This is a genomic window from Pedobacter psychrodurus (genome assembly GCF_004331735.1).
Lineage (GTDB): Bacteria > Bacteroidota > Bacteroidia > Sphingobacteriales > Sphingobacteriaceae > Pedobacter > Pedobacter psychrodurus.
In genome coordinates this window covers 69,784-91,610 of the sequence record NZ_SJSO01000016.1, presented here as the reverse complement: position 1 = coordinate 91,610, position 21,827 = coordinate 69,784, and the positions used below count along the sequence as shown (strand labels likewise).

Here is a 21,827-nt window from a genome sequence, read left to right as displayed (position 1 = left end):
TTGGTTGGGGCGGCAAATCCCGGCCAAAGTTTATCTATTTAAGTTAATCTTTTGTTCCAATGTTTCGCGGTAGTTCCGGCCGATTGGGATCTGGTAAGTGCCGATGGTTATCTTGTTGTGCTGTATCCGCTTAATTGCCTTATGGGCTACTAAAAACGATTTGTGTACCCGAATAAATAGTTGCACAGGTAACATTTCCTGTACCATCTTTATCGATCCCTTAATCACGATCCTTTCTGCTGAGGCATGAATAATAGCATAATCTTTTAAACCCTGAATATGTGTAATCTGATCGAAATAAAGTTTAATCCTTTTAACGCACATCTTTCCTTCGCCAGTTAAAAATAAGGGGGTAAGCTTATGGTTAATCAGCGTGGGTTTACCTTCCTGGTTAATCAGATGAAAATCGTATGTAATGCTATAGTTTTTTTTCTCCATCAGACAATTTCGCGAAAAAATCAAATCCCGCTTCGTTAATCAGACTCAACAATACGAGATCCTTTTCAGGAACATTTTTAAAATAAAATTCATATCCTAAACCAATATCTCTTCAGGCAAATAATCACATAAAAACAAGGGGTTTTCTGAAACATACTCAAACGCCATTTTTTCGTAATCGATCACATATACACTTTCGTATGTTAAGCGCGCAAAAGCTTTTATAGCTTCCATGTAATCTTGCGGGAGAAGGTTTTCGGTTGATATTTTTCAACCTTATTTTTGGTCAGCAGAGCGGAGGCGACGTTATCTTTCATTTAGGGGATGGCTTAATAGCAAATTTACACTAAAGTGTAGCCTTTGAAAATGTTTTTGTGCTTACTTTTACTGTAAGCAATTTTGTAGCATGAAAAAACACCCTGAATTAAACTTAGTAGAATTAAACAAGCGTAAATTGGCTTTAAAGAAAGCCTTAATTGTCTAGATGATACTGGGTTTAGTTTTCGCATTTAAATTGCTTTTTCTTCGGGCAAAAATTTATTTATTTATTCAGGTAATGATGTTTTCCATAACTTGGACACTCATATGCTTTTTTAAAAATCGATAGATGAGAAAATCAAATTACGCAAATCAATAATTATTTATGATACCAAATGCCATGAACTGTATAAACTGTAGCCAAACCGTTAACACTAAATTTTGCGGCCATTGCGGCCAGCCTGTGCAGGTTAAAAGGGTAGATGCGCACTATATCTTACATGAAATACAACATATTCTACATTTCGAAAAAGGAATATTGTTTACCGTAAAAGAACTGCTCATCAGACCTGGCCAAAATATCAGAACATTCATTACCGAGAACCGCAGCCGGCTGGTAAAGCCTGTTATATTTATCATCGTTAGCTCGTTAATTTATACGGTAATTAGTCATTTCTTTCATATTGAAGAAGGTTACGTTGAATTTACCGAGGTAAAAAAAACAAGCATTGGTTTAATTTTCGATTGGGTACAGGGGCATTATGGTTATGCCAATATTTTAATGGGCGTTTGTATTTCCTTATGGTTAAAACTATTTTTTAAAAAATACAACTACAACTTCTTCGAAGTATTAATCCTGCTGTGCTTTGTGATGGGGATTGGTATGTTAATCATTTCTGTTTTTGCCGTTGCCGAAGGACTTATCAAAATTAGTTTCATGAAAGTTTCAGGCATGATAGGCGCAGCCTACAGTACATGGGCTATAGCACAGTTTTTTAACGGGAAAAAAGCAGCAAACTACTTAAAAGCAATTATTGCTTATAGCCTGGGGATGTTAACATTTGGCCTTTTTTTAGTGCTTTTGGGCATTTTAATCGATTTATTGATGAAACATTAACGTTCGTAAAATTTCCATCTTTTAGCATGTTACATACCAAATAATATGCTGAAAATAAATGGGCTAAAGAGTAAAATCGCCCGAAACTAACCAAATCGCCAGCAGTTCCTTCGACAGGCTATCAATGACAGATTTCAATAGAAAAGCCGTCATTGCGAGGAATGAAGATAACCGAATGAAGTGAGCTCATGAATGCCTTTAAAAACAACTGAAAAAGTCTTCTCGCATCCGATAGCTATCGGATGACGATTCCTTGCAGCCTATTACTGCAAAAAAAATCCTCTGTTATCATTATTGATTTTTATATAATAAAATATTCCTCAGGATGACAATTCTACATTTGTGAGACAACCTCATTGTGTTGTTCTACTTCGAAAATAACTTTAAAACTTGTTCCTTCCCCTGGTATTGAATTCACCAGAACTTTTAGACTAAGATAATTGGCTATGCTTTTAACAATGGCAAGACCTAATCCATAACCCGTATTTTCGGCATGACCGGTTTTTTTAAATCGATCAAATACATGTGGTATATCTTCTGCTTTAATACCCTGACCACTATCGCTAACCTGAATGGAATAATAACCTTTTTCGATAAGATCAGAAATCTGTATACGCCCATTTTCTTTGTTAAACTTAATTGCATTGTTAATTAGGTTATAAAAGAGTTGAAATAAAAGATCATGATTGATATGGCTTAAACGCTTATTATGGCTAAGCTTGATGTCGATATGAATATTTTTCTCTTCGAGCCTATGGCCTATTTCTTCCACTATTTCATTAAGGAGTGTTTGTGGTTCTATCTCTTCCTGTTTGGAGAACTGCTCATTTTCTATTCTCGAAATAAGCAAAAGCGAACGCGATATTTTCTTTAACCGCTCCAGTGTTTTCATCATATCCACAATATGTTCCTGTACCGCTTCTGATGCCGATTCTTCAGTAAGCAGGTTTTCCATCTTGTTTTGTAATATACTAATGGGCGTCATAAACTCATGCGAGGCATTGGCCGTAAATTCCCGCTCCTTTTCAAAAGCCTCATTAATCTTATCCATTAACGAAATGAGCGAATGATCGAGGTATTTAAAGTCTTGCGTACTGGTGTTAATATTGCCGTGTTTTTTTTTAAAAGGAAACCGGCTATTGGTTAGCCTTAATTTGATGATCTGACCAAGTGGTTTGATTAACTGTCGTGTAAAAATCAGGTCTATAACAATACTTAAGGCAATAAGAATGATAAGCACATATAAAGCAAAGCGTTGGAGCGCATCATTGTAGTGGTTGATACTAGCGGTAGTTTTGCCGATTTCTAAGAGGTAGTTTTTTTGGTTTTTTTGAAAAGTAAAACTCAGTACCCGATAAGCAATGGTATCTTGTTCTACAATACGTTTGGTATCGCGTATGGTATCTAGTTTCAGTGTTTGCGCTACAGTTTCGAGTGCAATATATTCATCTTTAAGCATGGTGTAACTCCCATAACTGTTATCGCCTTCGAAGTAATAATCTATTCCCTTTTTATCGATGTTTTGGAGTACTTTCTTTTGCTGGTTTCTAAGTGAAAAGTTGGTGTAGTTAGAAGCGATCTGTCTGATCAGAAAAGGGAGCAATAGAATAAACAGACCTACAATGGCAAGTTTAGATCCGGTAATAAATAAGGTGAGTTTAGTAGATAGTTTCAAATTATTTTTTAATTCTATAACCAACGCCCCTAACGGTTTCTAACCATTCGGTAGGGGCATAAAGATTTAATTTCTTTCTGATATTTTTAATATGTGCATCAATGTAGTTAGAATCGTAGTCATCATCTACAAAGTTGCCCCAAATATGTTCGCTCAATTGTATTCTGGTAAGCACCCTGTTTTTATGCAGTAAAAGGTAGCTTAAAAGATCAAATTCTTTGCGCGAAAGTTCAATCTGCTCTTCCTCAAAAAATACAAAGCGTTTTTGCAGATCGATACTAAAGTTTCCCAGGGGAATTAAATCTTCGGCAACTTTAAATTTTCGCCTGGCAATGGCCTGCATGCGCGATTGAAGTTCGGGTAAGAAGAAGGGTTTCGCTAAATAATCGTCTGCTCCCATATCTAGGCCTGCCACCCGGTCTTCTAATTTACCTCTGGCCGTAAGAATAATGTAAGCGGCATCAGGATTGCTTTTCTTCGCCTTGCTAAGCAGTTCAAAGCCGTCGCCATCTGGCAGACCTAAATCAATAAGCACATAATCATATTGATTTAGCTCTAGCTTATTAGCGCCCTGCTTAAAGCTATGGGCCAGATCACATAAGAAAAAAGCCTTTTTAAGGAACTTTTCCATCTCAAAGGCTAGCGTTTTTTCATCTTCTATGATCAGTACCTTCATGTGTGGATTAAAATTGATAGTAAACTGCTAAACCAAAGAAAGATTGTTGGTGTTTTACGTTTTCTTCTTTTCTGTTCCCAAGTATAGAGAATTGATAGCTCGCTTCTGCAAGAAAATTTCCATTACTCCAGTTTAAAGGTAACTTAAAATTGTAAGACAATAGTTTAAACTGATTCACCGAATTTTCAACTACTTCTGTCGTATTTCCGTTAACGATTCCGGGAGCGGTATCACTTTTTCCCTTCCCGTTCCCATTCGAATTCTGCCTCTTGTTTTTTTCGATGATATAGGTTTCGTAAAAGTGGGTAGTACCCGCTGTAATCTCTATGGCTGGTGTAATTGAAATGAGGTTCTTTTCGTTAAACACCGTTCCCAGCTCAATTTCTTTTGAATTCCCAAAACTGATAAATCCATCGGTTTGCTTTCCGAAGGCCAAATCGACACTAAGGTCTGTTTTAAACCAAGGCCATTGGTAGGATGCCGATGCATTGATATTATTGTTGTTGGATGCCTGGAGCAAAGGAGAATTAGAAGGGAAAAACGAATGTGTATAGGCTAGTCCTGCGGTAAATTTTTCGTTAAAATCATAATCGTAACCTATGCTTAAATCTGTTTCCGAAATGGTAGAGCCATAATTTAAGAGTTTATAACCACCACCCGAAAAATACAAACCGTTTGGGAATCGTAATGTGGCGTTAAAGAGCACATAAGGATATTTTTCAGGGGTAACTTGTCCGTAATAATTAATGTTACTATTATACATGGCCGCAAGTGTAAGCGTAGCTTTTGTAGAATCTTGCTGTGCCTTTACATTCGATATCACCAAAAACGAGAAGAAAATTAAGAGACGGATGCGCATATATTTATCCTTTACGGCCTTTTAATCTTTGGTTTAATAATTTTGATGGGTTTTACCTTTACATTAGGCTTTATTGCCATTGGCTTTACCTGTTTTTTGGCCTTTGGTACTTCTTTGATTTGAAGTGGTTCAGGTTTTTGATTTTCAGACTGTTTATCTTTTTTTTCTTTATCCTGTTTTTTAACCACTTGTTCTTCTTGCCGATTTGAAACAGTCAAGGCGGTAGAATCTTGTTGCATGGCAAAAACACCCGATATCGGGGCAATAGCCAGGCAAAAAATAACGGCGAATCGGATCATTTTATAAATATAAAAAAAGTTTACCCCCTAAGAGGTAAACCCTACCTAAAAACCACCATACATGGTGCGCTCACATTTCAAAAGTAGACGGGCAACATGAAAATAAGATGAAAAAAATAAATTTTAAATTTCATGTTGGTTTCATCTTCGGCCCTCAACTTTGAAACGTAAAACTTTAAATAAAATCTACAGTTATGAAAACAAATTTTGTAAATACCATTTTAGCGGTCTTTGTCGTAATCGGGATGATTGCTTTTTATGGATGTAAAAAAAATGAATCAAGCCAGGGAACAACTAAAGTTCAGATTAAAATGACCGATGCTCCGGGTAACTTCGATAAGATTAACTTAAGCGTAAAAGAGATTGTACTGGTATCAGGCGATAAACCTTATGTATTTGCGGCCAGTACTGGTATATTCGATATTCTTGATTTTAGAATCGGGACCAGTAACCCTGATATTTTGGTTGCTTCAGGCGAAATGCCTTCTGGTGAAATCACCGAAATCAGACTGGTACTTAACGAAACCGGAAATACAATTGTGGTAAATGGTGTTCAGCAGGAACTTAAAACACCAAGTGCACAAACATCTGGCTGGAAGGTAAAATTAACAGCTAATCCTGAACTGGTTGAAGGGGCTGCTTATACACTACTATTAGATTTTGATGCGGCGAAATCGATTGTAAGTACAGGAAACGGAAAATATTTATTAAAACCAGTGGTACGTGGTATTGCATCAGCAACTACCGGGTTAATTTCGGGAACTGTTCTGCCTTTGGCAAGCCATCCTGAAGTATTGGTTATTGCAGGTACAGATACTGTAGGTACTGTTGCGGATCCTTTAACGGGTAAATTTACAGTTGGCGGCCTATCTTCTGGTACCTACTCGGTTAAATTTGTACCGGTTGTAGGCTATAGAGATAGCACCATTACCGCAGTAAAAGTAGCTTTAGGGCAAAATACGCTATTAGGAACGGTTACTTTAAAACAGTAAACCAATTATTCACATCTAAATTTAAACTTATGAAAAAGTTATTCTTGCTGTTATTAATGGTGGTAAGCAGCGGCCTTATTTTCAAATCTCAGGCCCAGGTAAGTGTAAACATAAATATTGGGGCACAGCCTGCATGGGGGCCAACCGGATATGATTATGTAGATTATTACTACCTACCCGATATTGAGAGTTATTATTATGTACCTAAAAAACAGTTTATTTATTTAGGTAGCGGAGGCTGGGTTTTTACTACAGCGCTTCCATCGAGATATAGCGGGTATGACTTATATAATGGCTACAAAGTCGTGATTAACTCACGTCAACCTTACCGTTATTTTGAAACCCACAAAGTAAAATATGCTAAATTTAAAGGCAACCATGGTCAATCGGCAATAGGGAAAAGCAAAGGCCAAAAATATTCACCGGCAAAGGGTAATGCCAAAGTTTATAAAGGTGATAAAGGAAAACCTTCACCGCATTTTAATAAAGGAAACGGAAATGGCAAAGGCCATGGAAATGGTAAAGGAAAACATTAGTTGTTTGTGTAATAAAGAAAGAAACCCGCCAGATTTTGGAGGGTTTTCTTTTTTAATTTCTTTTTTGTTGTCCTGGAGCAAAAGGTTTAGCCGATTTTGAACCTGTTCCTTTTTTGGCTTGCCCTGGAGGAACTTTTCCGCTATTACCAGCAGTTCTGGTACTATAACAAGCACTGGTAAGCAGCATTACTGATAAGGCTACAATAAGATATATCTGTTTCATAATAAAGGATAAGCGATAACTGTGCCAATTGCTGACCGCTCTTCTGTGAAAAGAGATCCCCTGGCCATTGCCCTTTATTTCAATCCTCTTTCCCTTAAAAGATTTTCTAATTCTTTGTTATCATATTTCGAATTATTTGCCAATTTATAGATTAAAAATAAAGGGATGAGTGTCAAAAAACCTAAACTGTTTTTCATTAGGCTGTAAAATATAACACCAGCCAGAAAGCCAATTAATACTGCATTGGTTATAGCAGCTGATTTCTTCTTTTTTGCTTCCAGCAACAATTCATGGTCAGTTAATTCAGATAGTTTTTTTTGCTCCATTTTTGGTTTATTAGATCATTTTTTTGATAGGGTATTTCAATACCGTAGTTAACACTCAAATATAAATAATAGGCGCTACTAGTAAGCCAGAAATTGCGATTTTTTTCTTAACTCACCTGCAGTGACTACCAAATTTTTAATGTCGCAATTCGCCACTGATTTGTCGTTTTAAAGCCTGGAATGCACTTCGTTATTTGTATGGTCAATATCGTTCAAACTAATAGCTTCATGAAAAATTTATTCCAAACGGGTAAAATCCTTAAATCGATACCACTTATTGCAATCATCTTGTTTGCCACATCCCAATCTAAAGGGCAACAGCATAAACCAATTCTAAGCAATTTTTTTCCGCAACCATTTGCGCACCGGCTCATCATACCATTTTAATGTAACATAGGCCAAAACAACGCCGCCTATTAAAATGAGTAAGGCATATGGCCAGGCCTGTACAATGGTTATACCTTTATGGTTGCTGATCCAGGCCACGTAAAAATAAACCAATGGGTAATGTACCAGGTATAACGGATAGGATATATCTCCTAAAAATTGGCATATCCTGTGTTCCCTTTGTGTTTGCAGCACACCACTGGCACCAAGGTATACGATAAGTGGGAAAACGATGATAATACAAACAGATTCATAAATCCCGTTCATCCAAAGGTGCTCCGCACCGCCAATGCGTGGCATATACAATACAATAGCCACTAAAAGGCTGCACCATAAAAAGGCATTTTTAATTCGGCTTGGCTTCGTTATACGCGAAAGTAACAGGCCTGCAAAAAAAGGGTATATCGTACGGGTAAACCCAATGCGTACCTGTTCTACATTCAGTGTCCAGCCACCACTTAAGTCGCCGTTTGTAATGGCCAGGTGTGCCAGTGCAATGGCAGCGATAACAACTAAGATACTTAAAGCCGTTTTAGAAAACTTCCTGATCCACACGGCATAAAGAATGTTGGCTATGTATTCAAAGAACAGCGACCAGCCCACGCTATTCATGGGATGCATCTCTTGCCAGCCACGTATATCAAGCGATAATGGTATAGGAAGGATCGTATAACCAATCAGCAACACCAGCAGCATCTTCCAGATGGGGATAGTATGAATGAGCGGCCATATGGTAGAATCTGTAAAATAGAATCCGATAGCGCCGAGTGTCATCCCCAAAATTACCATGGGTTGAAGACGTACGATACGGCGTTTGAAAAAATTGCCGACCGTCATTTTTTGCCATCGGTCGTCGTAAGCGTAGCCCATCACAAAGCCCGATAATAAAAAGAAAAAATCTACAGCCAGATAACCGTGGTTAACCAGGATATCCAGGTGCCCGGTTCCTAACGGCTCGGTGAGGTGAAAGGTGACAACAATTATGGCTGCGATACCGCGGAGGCCATCTAATATGGGGTAGTGTGGCTTGGTGGCCAGCTCATTATTCAGGTTAGTTATCATGTAATGGCATGTAAAAATTGCAATTTGTAAAAATAACCAACATTTTTTACCCGATAACTTTGCATCTAGAATAATACGTAACGCACTGAGGGTGCATGAAGAGATTGATGTAAAGAAACTTATTCAGGCCATTGCTTTAATGGTGCTAAGATTTGCAGGAGCTGGGTATTTGGATAACAATAAAACTTGAGTGCTCCTTGATTGGGTTAAGAAGCTACCACTCGCTTTCCAGCATTTTATCGATAGCCCAAGGTGCCATTATTTCAATTTCAATCTGAATCAAATCATTTTTATCTTTAAAATAGACTAGATCGTCACCCTTGGTAAAGCCAATTTTAAAAGAGTCTGTTATAGGATTCAGTTTAGTTGTTTGTGTGCCGTTATTAAGTATGACTAAACAATCAGTACCTTCAAAGCTTCCTTTAAAGTGAAATATTACACTATAGCGGTGGATACAGTTGTTTTCTTTACACATTCGCCAAACCTCACTTTCCTTATGATAATCAACACCTAGTTGATTGAATAAATGTTTAACCTGTTCTGGAAATATATTATCTCTGTTCAGAATATAATTCAGGCAATCATTACAATTACAATCCTCCGCACTTCCATTTTCAACAGCAGCATAAGTTGATTTCGTACTTTCGTGATCAACTGTTAAAATCCAATCTTTAAATGTAAGTATGGTCATTGGCATCATAGTCTAACCTCTCTCTAGCTAGGTTTATTAGCGGTATGTGTTTTAATTATTCAAACCATTCTTTTCGATTTTCTAAACGTTCTAGAAAGTCGGTAAAGGAAATCCCTATTTCAATATGTGCTTCTTCCTCAATAAGAAAGGGAGATAACACAATTCTTAAACGACTATCATTTAATTGTTCTATTGCGATGTATTCTCCGCTTCCATTTCCCCCAATTGCTAATGTCTTTGGTAAATACTCGAAAATTCGATAGTCAGTATTCATTCCAATTATTTCGTCGAAGTCCCAAAGTCTAAAATATTGATTTCCAATAATACCTTCAAATTCTGAATAATTTAAAGCAAAGGTTTTATAATCGTTAGGAAGTTTGAAGTTTATTATTTTTTCAGCTTCCTCAAAAGTGGTGTTTGGTTTGTTAGTCCGTTTAGTAATGTTATATTTTGTTAGTATTTCTTCAAATCTTTCCATACTATCTGAATTTTTCTTCAACATTGGCTAAAATTCATATCGCAATAATCTCTAGTACCTGCCAACCAATTCAATACATTTTTGCTAAGACCATCGTGTCTAGCTAACTCATTCTGTTACAATTTTCATTTCTACTACAATGAAATGCCTTACTTTATACTTATTCCACCATTTTTCGGGAGGTAACCCATTAGCTGTCAATTCACAATAAAACAAATGCCCTGGTTGTTTTAGATCTTCATAGGGTAATAAATAAACAAACAGCGGAATGGTTTATCTTCTTAAATGTTTCATTGGTTACTAAGCCGTCCCTTAAAACTATCCCACGCATAAAATGATACGCTATACAAGCATTAGTAAGTTAAATAGCTGTAGTATAAGTTATGCATTATTTATAAATATTGATTTTTCGAATTGTCTGACTTTCGTAAAAAAAAATCAAATTTGTGTTTTTAATAACGCTGAAGTTGATAATAGTCAATAAAATAAACATTTGTCTTATTCACGGCAATTGCTTAGCCTATGTGGCACAAAAGTTGAAATTGGTAGACTATAATCAACTATCTCTTACCAACTATGTTTAACAATACTGAATTCGACAGTTTCAAAAAAATTATCCTAAAGCGCTTTCGGCCTGCCTTAAAGCCTTTAGATATAGAGAATGACTTTCTTGAGGTTTCTACAAGCTATATGGGAAAAGCTTATGAAGTGCGTATAATGGGAGTACGGGACTTAAATGGCAATTGCTTTTGGGAAGTGGTGCGGGTGATAAACAGGAGTATTATTCCATCAAATATAGGTTTTAGCATTTTGGAATCCCAACATTAATCGTTGGGTTTCTAAAGTGTTTAACCGATCTATATACTGATCATCTAATGGCTTCAAAAAGCTATAATTTGTCATCTTCATAAATCATGTAACCATTTTTCTAACATTATTTTTTAGATAATGGGTGGTGTTTCTGATTCATGTGAACGGTTAGTGTGATTAAATCCTTTCACCAGGTATAACATAGGTTTTTATACTTTAGCTTTTAATAGGGCAGATTGTGTTTCATGGGTATATTGATCCTGATCCGAGTACCCCTATAATTTTCGATAATCAGACCAGCCTTTAAGCGCTCCGTTCGGATCCGGATATTTTCCATACCCAATCCTGTAGATTTCTGTCCGGCCGGATCAAACCCTATACCATTATCTTTTATGGAAAATATCAGCTGATCTTTTTCCAACTCGATAAGTAGTTTTACTTCACTCGCCTGCGAATGTTTAAGTACATTGTGACCGATTTCTTTTGCAATTAGATAACAATCCCGTCTACTTTGGCTTTCGAGCTCAATAACTGGAATGAATTCGGGAAGTTCAGACGTGAAAATAATATCGGTATGTTCAAATAGTTTTCGAATCTGTTCGTCAATAAAATATATTAAGCTTTCCAGGTTGTCGCTGTCTGTATTTGAACTCCAGATGATTTCTCTGATCTTAACCGTGATATCGCTGATCATCCCTTCCATGTTCTTAAGCTCTGGTATATCGGGCTTAGTTCGTGCTGCATATTCTGCATATAATTTTATCGCTGTCAGGCCAGATCCGATATCATCATGTATTTCACCACTGATCCTGTCCCGTTCCGCTTTGATAAGCACAGCTAAATTTTTATATTTTTTTTTGAATTTTATTGCTGATTTATAATATCTCAACAAAAAAACCAGTAAGAATAAGATTAAAATCACTAGAAAAATTGATAAAAAATTGAAAGAATAGTGGTAAGAATTTAGCTGCATATTTTTTGTAATAATAAGATTGAAATGCTTAATCGTGCATTTTTTTAAAATTTTGTATTATTAATAATGCTTTATTTATCGGTATTTGTTTAATTGTGTATTGCTATATCAGCTTAGATTTGTCTTTATAACAACCTCATTACGTAAAAGTGATGTGTAGTAACTGTGTGATATCAAAGGGCATAGCTAAAACTTTTCTTTTTTATAGGTTTGTCATGTTCGGTTAAGACCGAACAAAAGATCGTCTTCCTTCTAAATCACTAAACCATCAGCAGCATTAACATGCTCCGCACCGGTTAACATTAATAACAAATGAAAGGATACGGGCAAATAACAATATTACCTAAAAAAAAACGCATTACTATGATTTCAGTGTCGATTATTGAAGATCACAGCCTTTACAGAAATAGTTTGGCCAGTTCCATCCTCGAAAACAAATCCTTTGAACTTAAAGGAGTTTATTCTTCTGCTGAAGAAGCACTTGAGAACTTGCCCAATGAATGTCCGGATATAGCCATTGTAGACATTAAGTTGTCTAATATGTCGGGGATAGACTTGGTTATGCAAAGTAGGGAAGGGTTAAACAAAACGCTTTTTTTGATGTGCACTGGTTTTCAGAATGATGAAAAAATTTTTAGTGCATTGCAGGCAGGCGCATCAGGTTATATCATCAAAGGCTCTACCTCAACCGAAATCCATGAAGCCCTGATAGAACTTTACAATGGCGGTTCGCCAATGAGCCCCTATATTGCCAGAAAGGTGATCAGTCTTATCCAGGGAAGGCAGCCTGCTAAACAGAAAGTTGATTTAGGCCTGAGTGAGAGAGAACTGGAGGTTCTGTCGCTGTTAAGTAAAGGCTTATTGTACAAGGAAATTTCAGAAATGCTTTTTATCAGTCCGAATACAGTGAAAAATCATTGTAAAAATATTTATAAAAGATTGCATGTTCAGAATAAGATTGAAGCCCTCAACAAGTTTAAAGATTATAGCTATAACTAATTGGCTATTAAACTGCTAACAGTTATGCTCCTGGGGTTCGGACTGGCTTAAAATTAGTGAAAGGTTTACCTTTCTGATTTTGCAACTATTTCAATAATTTTTTGGGTTAATTAAATGCATACGTATGAATTGAATAATATAACAATAAAACCTTTTAGGTACTTACTCTGTTTATGTTTCAGTTGTCAATTCCCTATTAAAACTGTCAAATGGTCAAATTTGATCTGAACGTTTTATTGAGCCAATGTTTGGCTGGCAACAGTTTAAAGTTTAAGTTTCTCAATATGGTTAAATTAGCGTATAGTACTCCTATTTCTAAATTAGACAAGATTAAAGTTGGAGATGAAGTTATGGATGAATATCATTCCAGCGGAAAAGTTGTGAAGATCGAAAAGAAGGTCAGGGATGAGTTAGTTGAATTTATATTTTTGCTTGATAGTAAACAAACTATTTTCATTATGTGCTCTGCCTGAGGTTTTATTTGCCGATTTGCATTAACATCATATTAAGTTTTACACATATATAGCTGTTGATAGGGGATAGGAAGATATATTTGTTATCTTGTTGGCCAATCCAGGGTCATGAAGAACAGTCATTTTAAGAAAGTATCCATCGCTGCTGCTTTTATTAGCGTAATCATTTTTTCAAATTGCAATAAGGTAGTAGTCGCCGCACCCGATAATACCGATAATACAAATAATACCGCTAATACTGGGGCTAATGTTTTATTGGGCAATGAGCCTTTCAAAGCTTACCTTGGTGTTAATGCTTTCGAGTGGGACTTTACTTCTGAAGTCGACCATGGGAAGGTTGATGAATCCAGGTTTCAGGTGATCAAATCTTTTACAGGCATTAGGCATTATCTGGATTGGCAAAGAATTGAAAATAAAGAAGGATTGTTCACTTACAGCCCATCCCATAACGGTAACTGGGATTATGACCAGATTTACCAGCGGATGAAAGATGCCGGAAAATATGTTTTATTGGATCTAAAAGGTTGTCCAGACTGGCTTTTAGCTACTTATCCCATCGGTAAAAGAGATGCAGAGAACGTTCCTGCACCCTATGGATTAGACAGGTCTGCACCTGCCTCTTATATAAAGCAAGCGCGTGCAGGTTTTCAATTGGCGGCGCGTTATGGCTCGAACAAAAATGTTGATAAGAGTTTGCTTTTAGCTGATCCTTCTGTACGCTGGAGAGATGACCCACAGAATATGCCCAAAGCTGGTTTAGGCCTCATTACCCACATAGAAAACGACAATGAACGCGACAAATGGTGGAAGGGACCGCTAGCCCAGCAGTCTGCAGAAGAATACGCAGCCAATCTTTCTGCTTTTTACGATGGTCACAAAGGCACGCTTGGCAAGGGGATAGGCGTTAAAACCGCCGATCCAAACATGATCGTAGTGATGGGAGGCCTTGCCGATGCAAACCCTGAATTTGTGCAAAAGATGGTTCAGTGGTGTAAAATTAATAGGGGGGTGAAGGCGAATGGGCAGATAGATCTCTGTTTTGATGTAATCAACTATCATCAGTATGCTAACGATGCCTTTAAAAACAATCGAAATGCTACATCAGGTATGGCACCGGAACTTTCTGATCTTGGTAGAGTAGCATCCCTTTTCAAGGAATTTGCAAAGTCGGTAAATGGTGGTATTCCGGTATGGGTAACTGAAACAGGTTTTGATGTAGGCGAGCATACGCCTCAAAGGGCTTTAAAAATAGGAAATAAAAGTACGATGGTTACCCAAGCGGATTGGAACCTGCGTACAGCGCTGTTATATGCGAGAACAGGTGTTTCAAAATGTATATTTTATATGCTCGATGATGTGGATGTTAATAGCTGGACACAATATAGTTCATCGGGTTTTATCAATCTGAACTTTTCCAGAAGACCGTCTGCAGATTATGTACTCCAGGCAAATAAGCTTATTGGTGAATATCATTTTTCTTCAACAATCAGTAAAGATCCTCTGGTTGATGTATACCTGCTTAATGGAAAAAAGACTTATGTACTCACCATCCCCGATCAGGTTGGTAGATCAAAATCCTACGATCTTGATCTTGGACAAAGCAAGGAAGCCATTATTTACAGTTTCGCCATTGGTAAAGATGAAATGGACAGTAAAACAGTAACCACCAAAAATGGTATTTTGCAGATCCAGGTAACTGAAACCCCTGTTTTTGTACAGCCAAAGTAGAAATTATAAACAATAGAAGGTGTAAAATGGATGATGGAATTAAAACCATCATCCATTTTACGTTTTATATCATAAGTATTATAAAAAGCATAGGCATTATTATAAAATACAGGGGCAATACTATAAACTTCGAGCCTGTTCAATAAACGCTGTCAATTCTGCATTGCCCGCGTTAACCTATTCTTTAATAAAATTCATACACACTTATTTTATGTTGCTTGGTACTTTATTGGTACTTAAGGGCTATTGAGCGCGGTGCAAGTAACTGATAGCTTTGTAGAAGCTAAGGCTTAGGATCTATACGCGATATAGCGTGCCCGATTTTTTTTGCATGCGCCTTAATGTATATGAATATAAATACGAATAATAATGATTTCTGAGGGGCAGAAGCAGTCACTTTATATCTTTCAAGACTGGAAGGATAATAAAGGAAACTTCAAGTCCAGGATGATCATGCTCTTCTATAGAATCTCATCGTTAATTTACCGGTACAAATTTTTACGGTTCATTTTTTTCTGGTACTTACTGCTCTACAAGTTTGCCATTGGCTGGATGATGAATATCGGTATCAACTCAAGTGCGGTTATCGGCAGGGGCCTTAGGATTCAATATGGTTTTGGAACGGTTATCGGTAGCAACACCGTCATCGGCGAAAACTGTAATATCAGGCAGCTTACCAACATCAGCTCCAAGATGAAAGAGAATGGAAGCTACAGCCGGGCGCCAAGGATTGGTAATAATGTAGATATCGGCATTAATGTAGTAATACTCGGTGATGTGAACATCGGAAATAATGTAATTATAGGAGCAGGCTCGGTAATTACCAAAGATGTTGAAGATAACTGTGTAATGGTAGGGAATACAGCTACGGTGTTAAAGAAGAAATATATTATCTCGGTTGAGAAAACTTAATAGAAGCCAAAGCTAGCTCATTTTCATATTCTTCTTTTCAATAATTTTCCAATTAAAAAAAACTCCTCTTACCATTTCAACACCATAGATAAAGGGATTAGCCCTATCGGGCTATTGATCTTCGGTGGGGGATATATGACCTTTACAGAGATCTATGAAACCTATAACTCCCGGCAATTATTGTAAAGAATAGTATCGTGAACAATTAATAAACTAATGAAAAATCTTATTTTAAAGAACGGTATCAAGCCTTATACCAAGAAACATATTCTGCTGGTAGATGGAGGATTAAATCTCGGAAAGTTATTGAACTTCATTTTGGCACCAGAATATAGGCTGACCATCAAAACCAGTGGAATTGATGCATTGAGCTGGCTGGAGAACGGGAATGATCCCGATCTCATCATTTCCAGTTTAAGGATGCCGTATTTTGACGGGAGCGCGTTTATCCAAAACCTCAAGTGTAGCGGCTTCTACCGCAACACGCCAATAATGGTGCTTTCAGGAGAGGAAAATCTGGAGGAAAAAGTAAAAAATATGTCTTTCAGGATCGATAGCTATATGGAGAAACCTTTTGATCCGACAGTTTTGAAAAATCAGATTAGCAGGTTGATCGCATAATGAACATTCCGAACAAAGATAGCGCTGTGGCCAATGTCCGGTCAGTGTATTTTGGTAAATTATTGAGGGACTTCATATTTGAAAGCCTGGGCGGGTGCATCAAAGAACTTATTTTTATTGATGACTTTCAGTCTTATATCCAGCAGCAAACTTTTTTAAGTCTTCCTGATCTGGTGATGATTGAAGTTGACGGAAACCCTGAATGGTTTAATCAGGTTTCTTTTATCAGAGACCATCCTATACTCAGTCATCTTATTGTTGTACTGATCGGTACGACTGAAAATGCCGATTGGAGAAAAAAAGCGCTTCAGGTGAGGGCAAACGATTACTATCTGCATCCCTTTCCAGCGGCAGATTTTATTTCCAGGATTGCTTTTTTGGTTAAGTTTAAAGCAATAAAGCCGAATGTGCTCGAAATTTCTGCTGATATGCAGGAAAGCTACAAGATGCCTTTAAGCAAAAGGATATTCGATATCATCGCTTCGGGCATTGCCTTACTTTTATTGTCGCCATTGTTTATCATTATCGCTATAATGATCCGACTTGAATCTAAAGGTGCCATTATTTATAAAAGCAAACGCGTTGGTGCCGGATACAGGATTTTTGATTTTTATAAGTTCAGGTCCATGCGCAGTGATGCTGATCAAATGATTGGCCAGCTCGCTAATCTCAATCAATATGCGAATGAGGGCAACTCAAAAGGAAAATCAGCCTTTGTTAAATTTTCTAATGATCCCAGGATTACAAGGATAGGGAAAATACTGAGGAAAACCAGTGTTGATGAACTTCCACAACTCATTAATGTACTCATCGGCGACATGTCGCTGGTGGGAAACCGGCCGTTGCCGCTTTACGAGGCCGAGCAACTCACTACGAATAAATGGTCTACCAGATTTAACGGGCCAGCAGGACTAACCGGATTATGGCAGATAAGCCGCAGAGGGAAAAAAGACATGTCAGAGAGTGAGCGTAAAGAACTTGATAATTATTATGCCAACCATTATTCCATTTTTCTCGACTTTAAAATTATTCTTAAAACATTGCCTGCCCTGATTCAGAAAGAAGATGTGTAACCCATTTTCAATTAAACTATTTAATATACCCCCAATGAAAAAAATATCTTATATACTTATTATTATAGCCTGCAGCTTCATCAGTTTTCAATCTCAGGCTCAACAAACGGTGATTGGTGCTGTTGATAACAATGATCTTGCAAAGTACATTGAACTTGCAAAAAAGAATTACGCCAAACGAAAAGTTCAGCAAGCTACCAGTGAAAGTTTTAAACAGGATGTTAGCGTAGCGAAAATGTCTTATCTGGATATGTTCGGTGCTTCATACATTTATCGCCCGCAGGGTAAAACTGCTGTCGATCCGATTAATCCATACAACGTAAACGGTTTTCAGTTTGGAATTAATTTTAACCTGGGTTCGTTTTTGCAGAAACCTTATAACGTTAAAAAAGCCAAAGCGAACTACATGATCGCCAAATATCAGGAACTTGATTTCGACAACGGACTAATTGTTGAAGTAAAGAAGAGATATTATGATTTTTTACTGCAAACCAGTCTGCTAAAAGTTTACACCCAAAGTGCTCAAGACAGCAAAGGTGTGGCGGAAAGCTCGAGGTATAAATTTGAGAAAGGTCAGGTTACTCTCGATGTTTACAATCAATCGCGTATTGCCCAAACATCTGCCATTTCGCTGCAGGTACAGGCAGAGTCTGATTATTTGAAAGCCAAAGATTTATTGGAAGAGGTTATCGGTCAGCCATTGTCAGAGGTTAAATAGATAAGAAAATCGTAATGGACATTAAAATATTTTTCAAACTTATTAAGCGCTACAAGTGGGTACTCATTTCCTCTCCGGTATTGGTGGGGATAATTGCCTATATTTTAGTTAAAAGAATTCCCAAGCAATATTACTCTGAAACCCAGATATCTACCGGTTTACTCGATCCGTCCAAAAAAGCCATAAGCAATCAGTCTGTCGATTTTTTTGCGGTGAATCAGCAATTCTCCAACATCATCGAAAAATTTGGCATGAAAAGGATGTTAAGCATTCTGAGCTATAATTTGATGATCCACGACCTGAGCGATGTGAAACATTCCTTTAGAGATCATTCGAAGTATTTAAAGTCAATGGATGCAGCTGCCAAGGCTAAAATTATCGGCATATTAAAAACCAAGCTGGCAACAAAATCCCTACTTACCCTCGAAGATAACAGTGGCGCTTACGCTATTTTTGACCTTGCGGAAAATATGGGCTATGGAGAAGACGCGTTAAGAGATAAGCTAGAAATCTCCCATGCGGGTAACAGTGATCTGATTATGGTTGGCTTTACTTCAGAGGATCCAAGTCTTTCCGCATTTGTGGTAAATAGTTTGAGTCAGGAATGTATCAATATCTACAGCTCTGATGTTTCCACAAACCAGAGCAATGCCGCGGCGGTTTTGGATTCGTTGCTCAAAGTAAAAGAACTGGATATGGACAAGAAGAATTCTTCTCTTTCATCATTTAAAAAAACAAAAGGGGTACTTAACCTGAATGAACAATCGGCAACAGTTTACAATGAAATTTCAAAATATGAAAGCCAACGTGCGGAAATGCTTCGTACAATTGCATCCAACCAGGCAGCAATCGGCACGATAATAGGTAAATTAAGAGGGGGGGATTCTTTTGTTGAAGGAAGCAGCTATAGTGATAATAAGGCCATTGTGAGTTTAAAACGACAGTTGGAAGTGGCAAATAATACTTATATTGATGGTGGATTTAAGATGTCGGGCCAAAAGAAGATCGATTCGCTAAACAGGCTGATATCGGCCAAAAGCAATTCGAATTCAGATGAAAACGTATTGGACCCTCGTACTTCCAAGCAGGCTTTGGTACAGCAGAAGCTCGATCTCGAGATTAAGCTCCAACAGGCTAAAAGCAGTATGCAAACCGTTGATCATGAACTTTCCACCTTAAGGGCAAGGTATGCCAGTATGGTGCCTTATGATGCTGATATCCAGAATTACCAACGGGATGCCGATTTGGCCACGAAAGAATATATGGCTGCTCTGGATCAATCCAATCAGAGCAAAACGAGCAACAGCTTGGGTATGCACCTTAAAATTGAGCAGGCAGGTTTGCCTGGTAAGGCACTACGCTCAAAGAAAGTTTTATATGTAATGGGATCTAGTTTTGCTGGTTTTGGTCTATGCTTTGGCGTTTTACTGCTCATGCTTATACTGGATCAAAAAATAAAAGATGTGGATAGGCTCAAAATCGCAACTGGATCAGAAGTGATTGGCAGTTTTAGTAAAATTACCACGAGCGAACGCAACCCGAGTTACATTTGGAACGATAATAGTAGTGCTACCCATGATGACTACAAAAACGAGATCAGGTCGCTGAGGTTTGAGTTACTAAAGAAACTGGACCAGAACAAAGAACAGGTGCTGGGAATTTCCAGTTTATTGCCTAAGGAAGGAAAAACCCAGCTGGCTTATAACCTTGCTTATTCTTTTGCAATGGTAGGCAGGAAGACCCTACTTATCGCTGAAGAACTACCTCTTGAAGGTGCTGCACAAAAGAAGATTGCATCAAGCCAGAGCTTTCAGAATTTTATTGTCAAACGCAAACTACAAACAGAAGATCTCATCACGGTAATGACTAAAAATGCGGTAAAAAAATCGCTTTTGGAAACGCAAAGTCTTAAAAACCTTCGCAGTGCGTTTGATGAGCTAAGAAAAGAGTTTGATAATATTGTGATCGATATCAGCAGTCTTCAGGACCTTAACCTTACAAAAGAATGGCTGTTGTTTGTAGATATGAGTGTACTGGTTTTCAGGTCAGGCAACATCATTTCAGATGACCAACGCAAACATATTGAATATATTAAACAGCAGCAGGGCTTTGCCGGTTGGGTTTTTTATGATCATCCGATAACCTAACACACTGCCTTTTAAATGCAAAGAAGCATATTTATAATTCTTTTGGTTTACGGTTTCATTTTTGGAATACTTTTCCGTGAGATAGGAGGGCTGCCTTTCGGGATTTTTGTAGAGGGGTTTCTGATACTCATTATTATTGCCACAATTGTTTCTAAACCCGGCTTTGATGCTAAAAGTATCAATAACGATCTTTTCTATTCGTTACTGATATGGTTCGCTTTGAGTTTACTTGAAGTATTTAATCCTGAGGCGAGTTTGCTAGGCTGGGTTGCCGAATTACGCAGTATAGCGCTGTATCCTTTTGTGATGACTTGGCTGGGGCTTGTTATTTTTAAAACACGAAAGGACCTTGATCTTTTCCTGATACTTATTATTTCCCTTTCAGTATTAGCAACCTTGAATGGCATCAAGCAATTGTTTTTTGGATTATCGGCAGGTGAGAATGCATTTCTGCAAGCCAATGCCGCTACCCACCTGCTCTGGGGGAGACTGAGGGTTTTTTCGTTCTTTACCGATGCGGGGCAGTTTGGGGCATCACAGGCCCATATCGGCTTAATTGCGCTGATACTCTCGTTTGGTAAAATGAAGGTATGGAAACGCATGGCGCTATTGGCCAGTTCAGCATTTTGTATTTATGGCATGCTGATTTCAGGTACACGTGGAGCACTTTTTGCCCTGTTAGTGGGCGGAGTTATCGCAATTATTCTTAGTAAAAATCTTAAGGCCATTTTTCTTGGTGGCGCTACAGCTCTTGCACTGGTGAGTATATTGATGTTTACCCATATCGGTGATAATAACTATCAGATATACAGATTGCGCACCGCCCTTAATCCAGAGGATGCCTCTCTAAACGTGAGGCTTATCAATCAAAACAACCTAAAAAATTATATGGAGACCCGCCCATTTGGTGGCGGGCTGGGTAGTTTGGGCTATAACGGGGTGTTATATAATGGCGGAACCTATCTCTCTACCTTTCCTCCCGATAGCTTATTTGTTAAAATATGGGCTATGTATGGGGTTGTAGGTCTCACCCTATGGTTTTGTATCATGATGTTTATTTTGGGGAAATGCTGTGGCATTACCTGGACGATCCGCGATAATGGATTAAGAATCAAACTTATTGCGCTCACGTCGGGCTTTGGTGGGGTACTGTTCTGTAGTTATGGAAATGAAGTGCTTAATACCATGCCCACTGCCATAGTGGTATACCTGTCGTGGGTTTTCATATATAATGCCCGCATAATGGATAAACCGATTGCCGAACCTGAAGAACTAAACTATTTAACTGCTTAATATGCCATTTGAATTTTTTGTTATACCCGGATTGATATGCTTTACCTATGCTTTTTATAAAGC

Annotated in this window: 23 protein-coding genes; 11 read left to right on the top strand and 12 right to left on the bottom strand. The window is 37.7% G+C overall.

The genetic code is table 11. The features are described from left to right. Positions 1-30: 30 nt before the first annotated feature. Entirely contained in the window at positions 31-438 is a 408-nt protein-coding gene (locus tag EZ456_RS25380; RefSeq protein ID WP_205945126.1) for a LytR/AlgR family response regulator transcription factor, read from the bottom strand. A gap of 96 nt (positions 439-534) precedes the next feature. Further along, positions 535-672: a hypothetical protein gene (locus EZ456_RS25375; RefSeq protein WP_205945125.1), complete on the bottom strand. Its 138-nt coding sequence runs from the start codon at positions 670-672 to the stop codon at positions 535-537. A 424-nt stretch (positions 673-1,096) separates the two neighbouring features. On the opposite strand from EZ456_RS25375, the gene EZ456_RS17695 reads away from it, so the two are divergent. After that, on the top strand, positions 1,097-1,813 hold the full coding sequence (locus EZ456_RS17695) for a DUF3667 domain-containing protein (RefSeq protein WP_131532422.1): 717 nt from the start codon (positions 1,097-1,099) through the stop codon (positions 1,811-1,813). A 334-nt stretch (positions 1,814-2,147) separates the two neighbouring features. Here the strand turns inward: EZ456_RS17695 and EZ456_RS17690 are convergent, their stop codons facing one another. Genes EZ456_RS17690 through EZ456_RS17675 form a run of 4 tightly spaced genes read right to left on the bottom strand, consistent with a single transcriptional unit; the run spans position 2,148 to position 5,262 of the window. Further along, positions 2,148-3,488: a sensor histidine kinase gene (locus EZ456_RS17690; RefSeq protein ID WP_131532420.1), complete on the bottom strand. Its 1,341-nt coding sequence runs from the start codon at positions 3,486-3,488 to the stop codon at positions 2,148-2,150. A 1-nt stretch (position 3,489) separates the two neighbouring features. Continuing rightward, positions 3,490-4,164 (bottom strand): response regulator transcription factor, encoded by a 675-nt coding sequence (locus tag EZ456_RS17685; protein ID WP_131532418.1) that lies wholly within the window; start codon positions 4,162-4,164, stop codon positions 3,490-3,492. A 7-nt stretch (positions 4,165-4,171) separates the two neighbouring features. Then, on the bottom strand, positions 4,172-5,023 hold the full coding sequence (locus tag EZ456_RS17680) for a hypothetical protein (protein WP_131532416.1): 852 nt from the start codon (positions 5,021-5,023) through the stop codon (positions 4,172-4,174). An 11-nt stretch (positions 5,024-5,034) separates the two neighbouring features. After that, positions 5,035-5,262 (bottom strand): hypothetical protein, encoded by a 228-nt coding sequence (locus EZ456_RS17675; protein WP_131532414.1) that lies wholly within the window; start codon positions 5,260-5,262, stop codon positions 5,035-5,037. Between the two features lie 254 nt (positions 5,263-5,516). On the opposite strand from EZ456_RS17675, the gene EZ456_RS17670 reads away from it, so the two are divergent. Then, the gene (locus tag EZ456_RS17670) at positions 5,517-6,314 is read left to right on the top strand and encodes a DUF4382 domain-containing protein (protein ID WP_131532412.1); all 798 of its coding nucleotides are present in this window, start codon (positions 5,517-5,519) and stop codon (positions 6,312-6,314) included. A gap of 29 nt (positions 6,315-6,343) precedes the next feature. Then, positions 6,344-6,850, top strand: a complete 507-nt coding sequence (locus tag EZ456_RS17665; protein WP_131532410.1) for a hypothetical protein — start codon at positions 6,344-6,346, stop codon at positions 6,848-6,850. Positions 6,851-6,902: 52 nt separating this feature from the next. Here EZ456_RS17665 and EZ456_RS25150 read toward each other — a convergent pair whose 3' ends face one another. The 6 genes from EZ456_RS25150 to EZ456_RS17640 form a co-directional block, all read right to left on the bottom strand. Continuing rightward, complete coding sequence (locus EZ456_RS25150; RefSeq protein ID WP_165501365.1) at positions 6,903-7,073, bottom strand: hypothetical protein; 171 nt, start codon at positions 7,071-7,073, stop codon at positions 6,903-6,905. A 74-nt stretch (positions 7,074-7,147) separates the two neighbouring features. Further along, entirely contained in the window at positions 7,148-7,399 is a 252-nt protein-coding gene (locus tag EZ456_RS17660) for an FUSC family protein (protein WP_131532408.1), read from the bottom strand. Positions 7,400-7,732: 333 nt separating this feature from the next. Further along, positions 7,733-8,848: an acyltransferase family protein gene (locus tag EZ456_RS17655; RefSeq protein ID WP_131532406.1), complete on the bottom strand. Its 1,116-nt coding sequence runs from the start codon at positions 8,846-8,848 to the stop codon at positions 7,733-7,735. Positions 8,849-9,062: 214 nt separating this feature from the next. Next, the gene (locus tag EZ456_RS17650) at positions 9,063-9,539 is read right to left on the bottom strand and encodes a hypothetical protein (protein ID WP_131532404.1); all 477 of its coding nucleotides are present in this window, start codon (positions 9,537-9,539) and stop codon (positions 9,063-9,065) included. A gap of 55 nt (positions 9,540-9,594) precedes the next feature. Then, on the bottom strand, positions 9,595-10,017 hold the full coding sequence (locus tag EZ456_RS17645) for an SMI1/KNR4 family protein (RefSeq protein WP_131532403.1): 423 nt from the start codon (positions 10,015-10,017) through the stop codon (positions 9,595-9,597). Between the two features lie 1,033 nt (positions 10,018-11,050). Further along, the gene (locus EZ456_RS17640; protein WP_165501364.1) at positions 11,051-11,662 is read right to left on the bottom strand and encodes a sensor histidine kinase; all 612 of its coding nucleotides are present in this window, start codon (positions 11,660-11,662) and stop codon (positions 11,051-11,053) included. Positions 11,663-12,163: 501 nt separating this feature from the next. Here EZ456_RS17640 and EZ456_RS17635 point away from each other — a divergent pair. The 8 genes from EZ456_RS17635 (at position 12,164) to EZ456_RS17595 (ending at position 21,764) form a co-directional block, all read left to right on the top strand. Further along, positions 12,164-12,799 (top strand): response regulator transcription factor, encoded by a 636-nt coding sequence (locus EZ456_RS17635; protein WP_205945124.1) that lies wholly within the window; start codon positions 12,164-12,166, stop codon positions 12,797-12,799. Positions 12,800-13,380: 581 nt separating this feature from the next. Continuing rightward, positions 13,381-15,000: a hypothetical protein gene (locus EZ456_RS17625; RefSeq protein ID WP_131532399.1), complete on the top strand. Its 1,620-nt coding sequence runs from the start codon at positions 13,381-13,383 to the stop codon at positions 14,998-15,000. A 369-nt stretch (positions 15,001-15,369) separates the two neighbouring features. Beyond that, the gene (locus tag EZ456_RS17620; protein ID WP_131532397.1) at positions 15,370-15,912 is read left to right on the top strand and encodes a serine O-acetyltransferase; all 543 of its coding nucleotides are present in this window, start codon (positions 15,370-15,372) and stop codon (positions 15,910-15,912) included. A 216-nt stretch (positions 15,913-16,128) separates the two neighbouring features. Then, positions 16,129-16,533 carry a response regulator gene (locus EZ456_RS17615; RefSeq protein WP_131532395.1) on the top strand — a complete coding sequence of 135 codons (405 nt, stop codon included), beginning with the start codon at positions 16,129-16,131 and terminating at the stop codon, positions 16,531-16,533. Continuing rightward, complete coding sequence (locus EZ456_RS17610; RefSeq protein ID WP_131532393.1) at positions 16,533-17,606, top strand: sugar transferase; 1,074 nt, start codon at positions 16,533-16,535, stop codon at positions 17,604-17,606. Before EZ456_RS17615 ends, EZ456_RS17610 begins: the two co-directional genes overlap by 1 nt. Positions 17,607-17,640: 34 nt before the next feature. Next, positions 17,641-18,324: a TolC family protein gene (locus EZ456_RS17605; protein ID WP_165501363.1), complete on the top strand. Its 684-nt coding sequence runs from the start codon at positions 17,641-17,643 to the stop codon at positions 18,322-18,324. Positions 18,325-18,338: 14 nt separating this feature from the next. Continuing rightward, entirely contained in the window at positions 18,339-20,471 is a 2,133-nt protein-coding gene (locus tag EZ456_RS17600; protein ID WP_131532389.1) for an exopolysaccharide transport family protein, read from the top strand. A 15-nt stretch (positions 20,472-20,486) separates the two neighbouring features. Continuing rightward, on the top strand, positions 20,487-21,764 hold the full coding sequence (locus EZ456_RS17595; protein ID WP_131532387.1) for an O-antigen ligase family protein: 1,278 nt from the start codon (positions 20,487-20,489) through the stop codon (positions 21,762-21,764). The last annotated feature ends 63 nt before the right edge of the window (positions 21,765-21,827 follow it).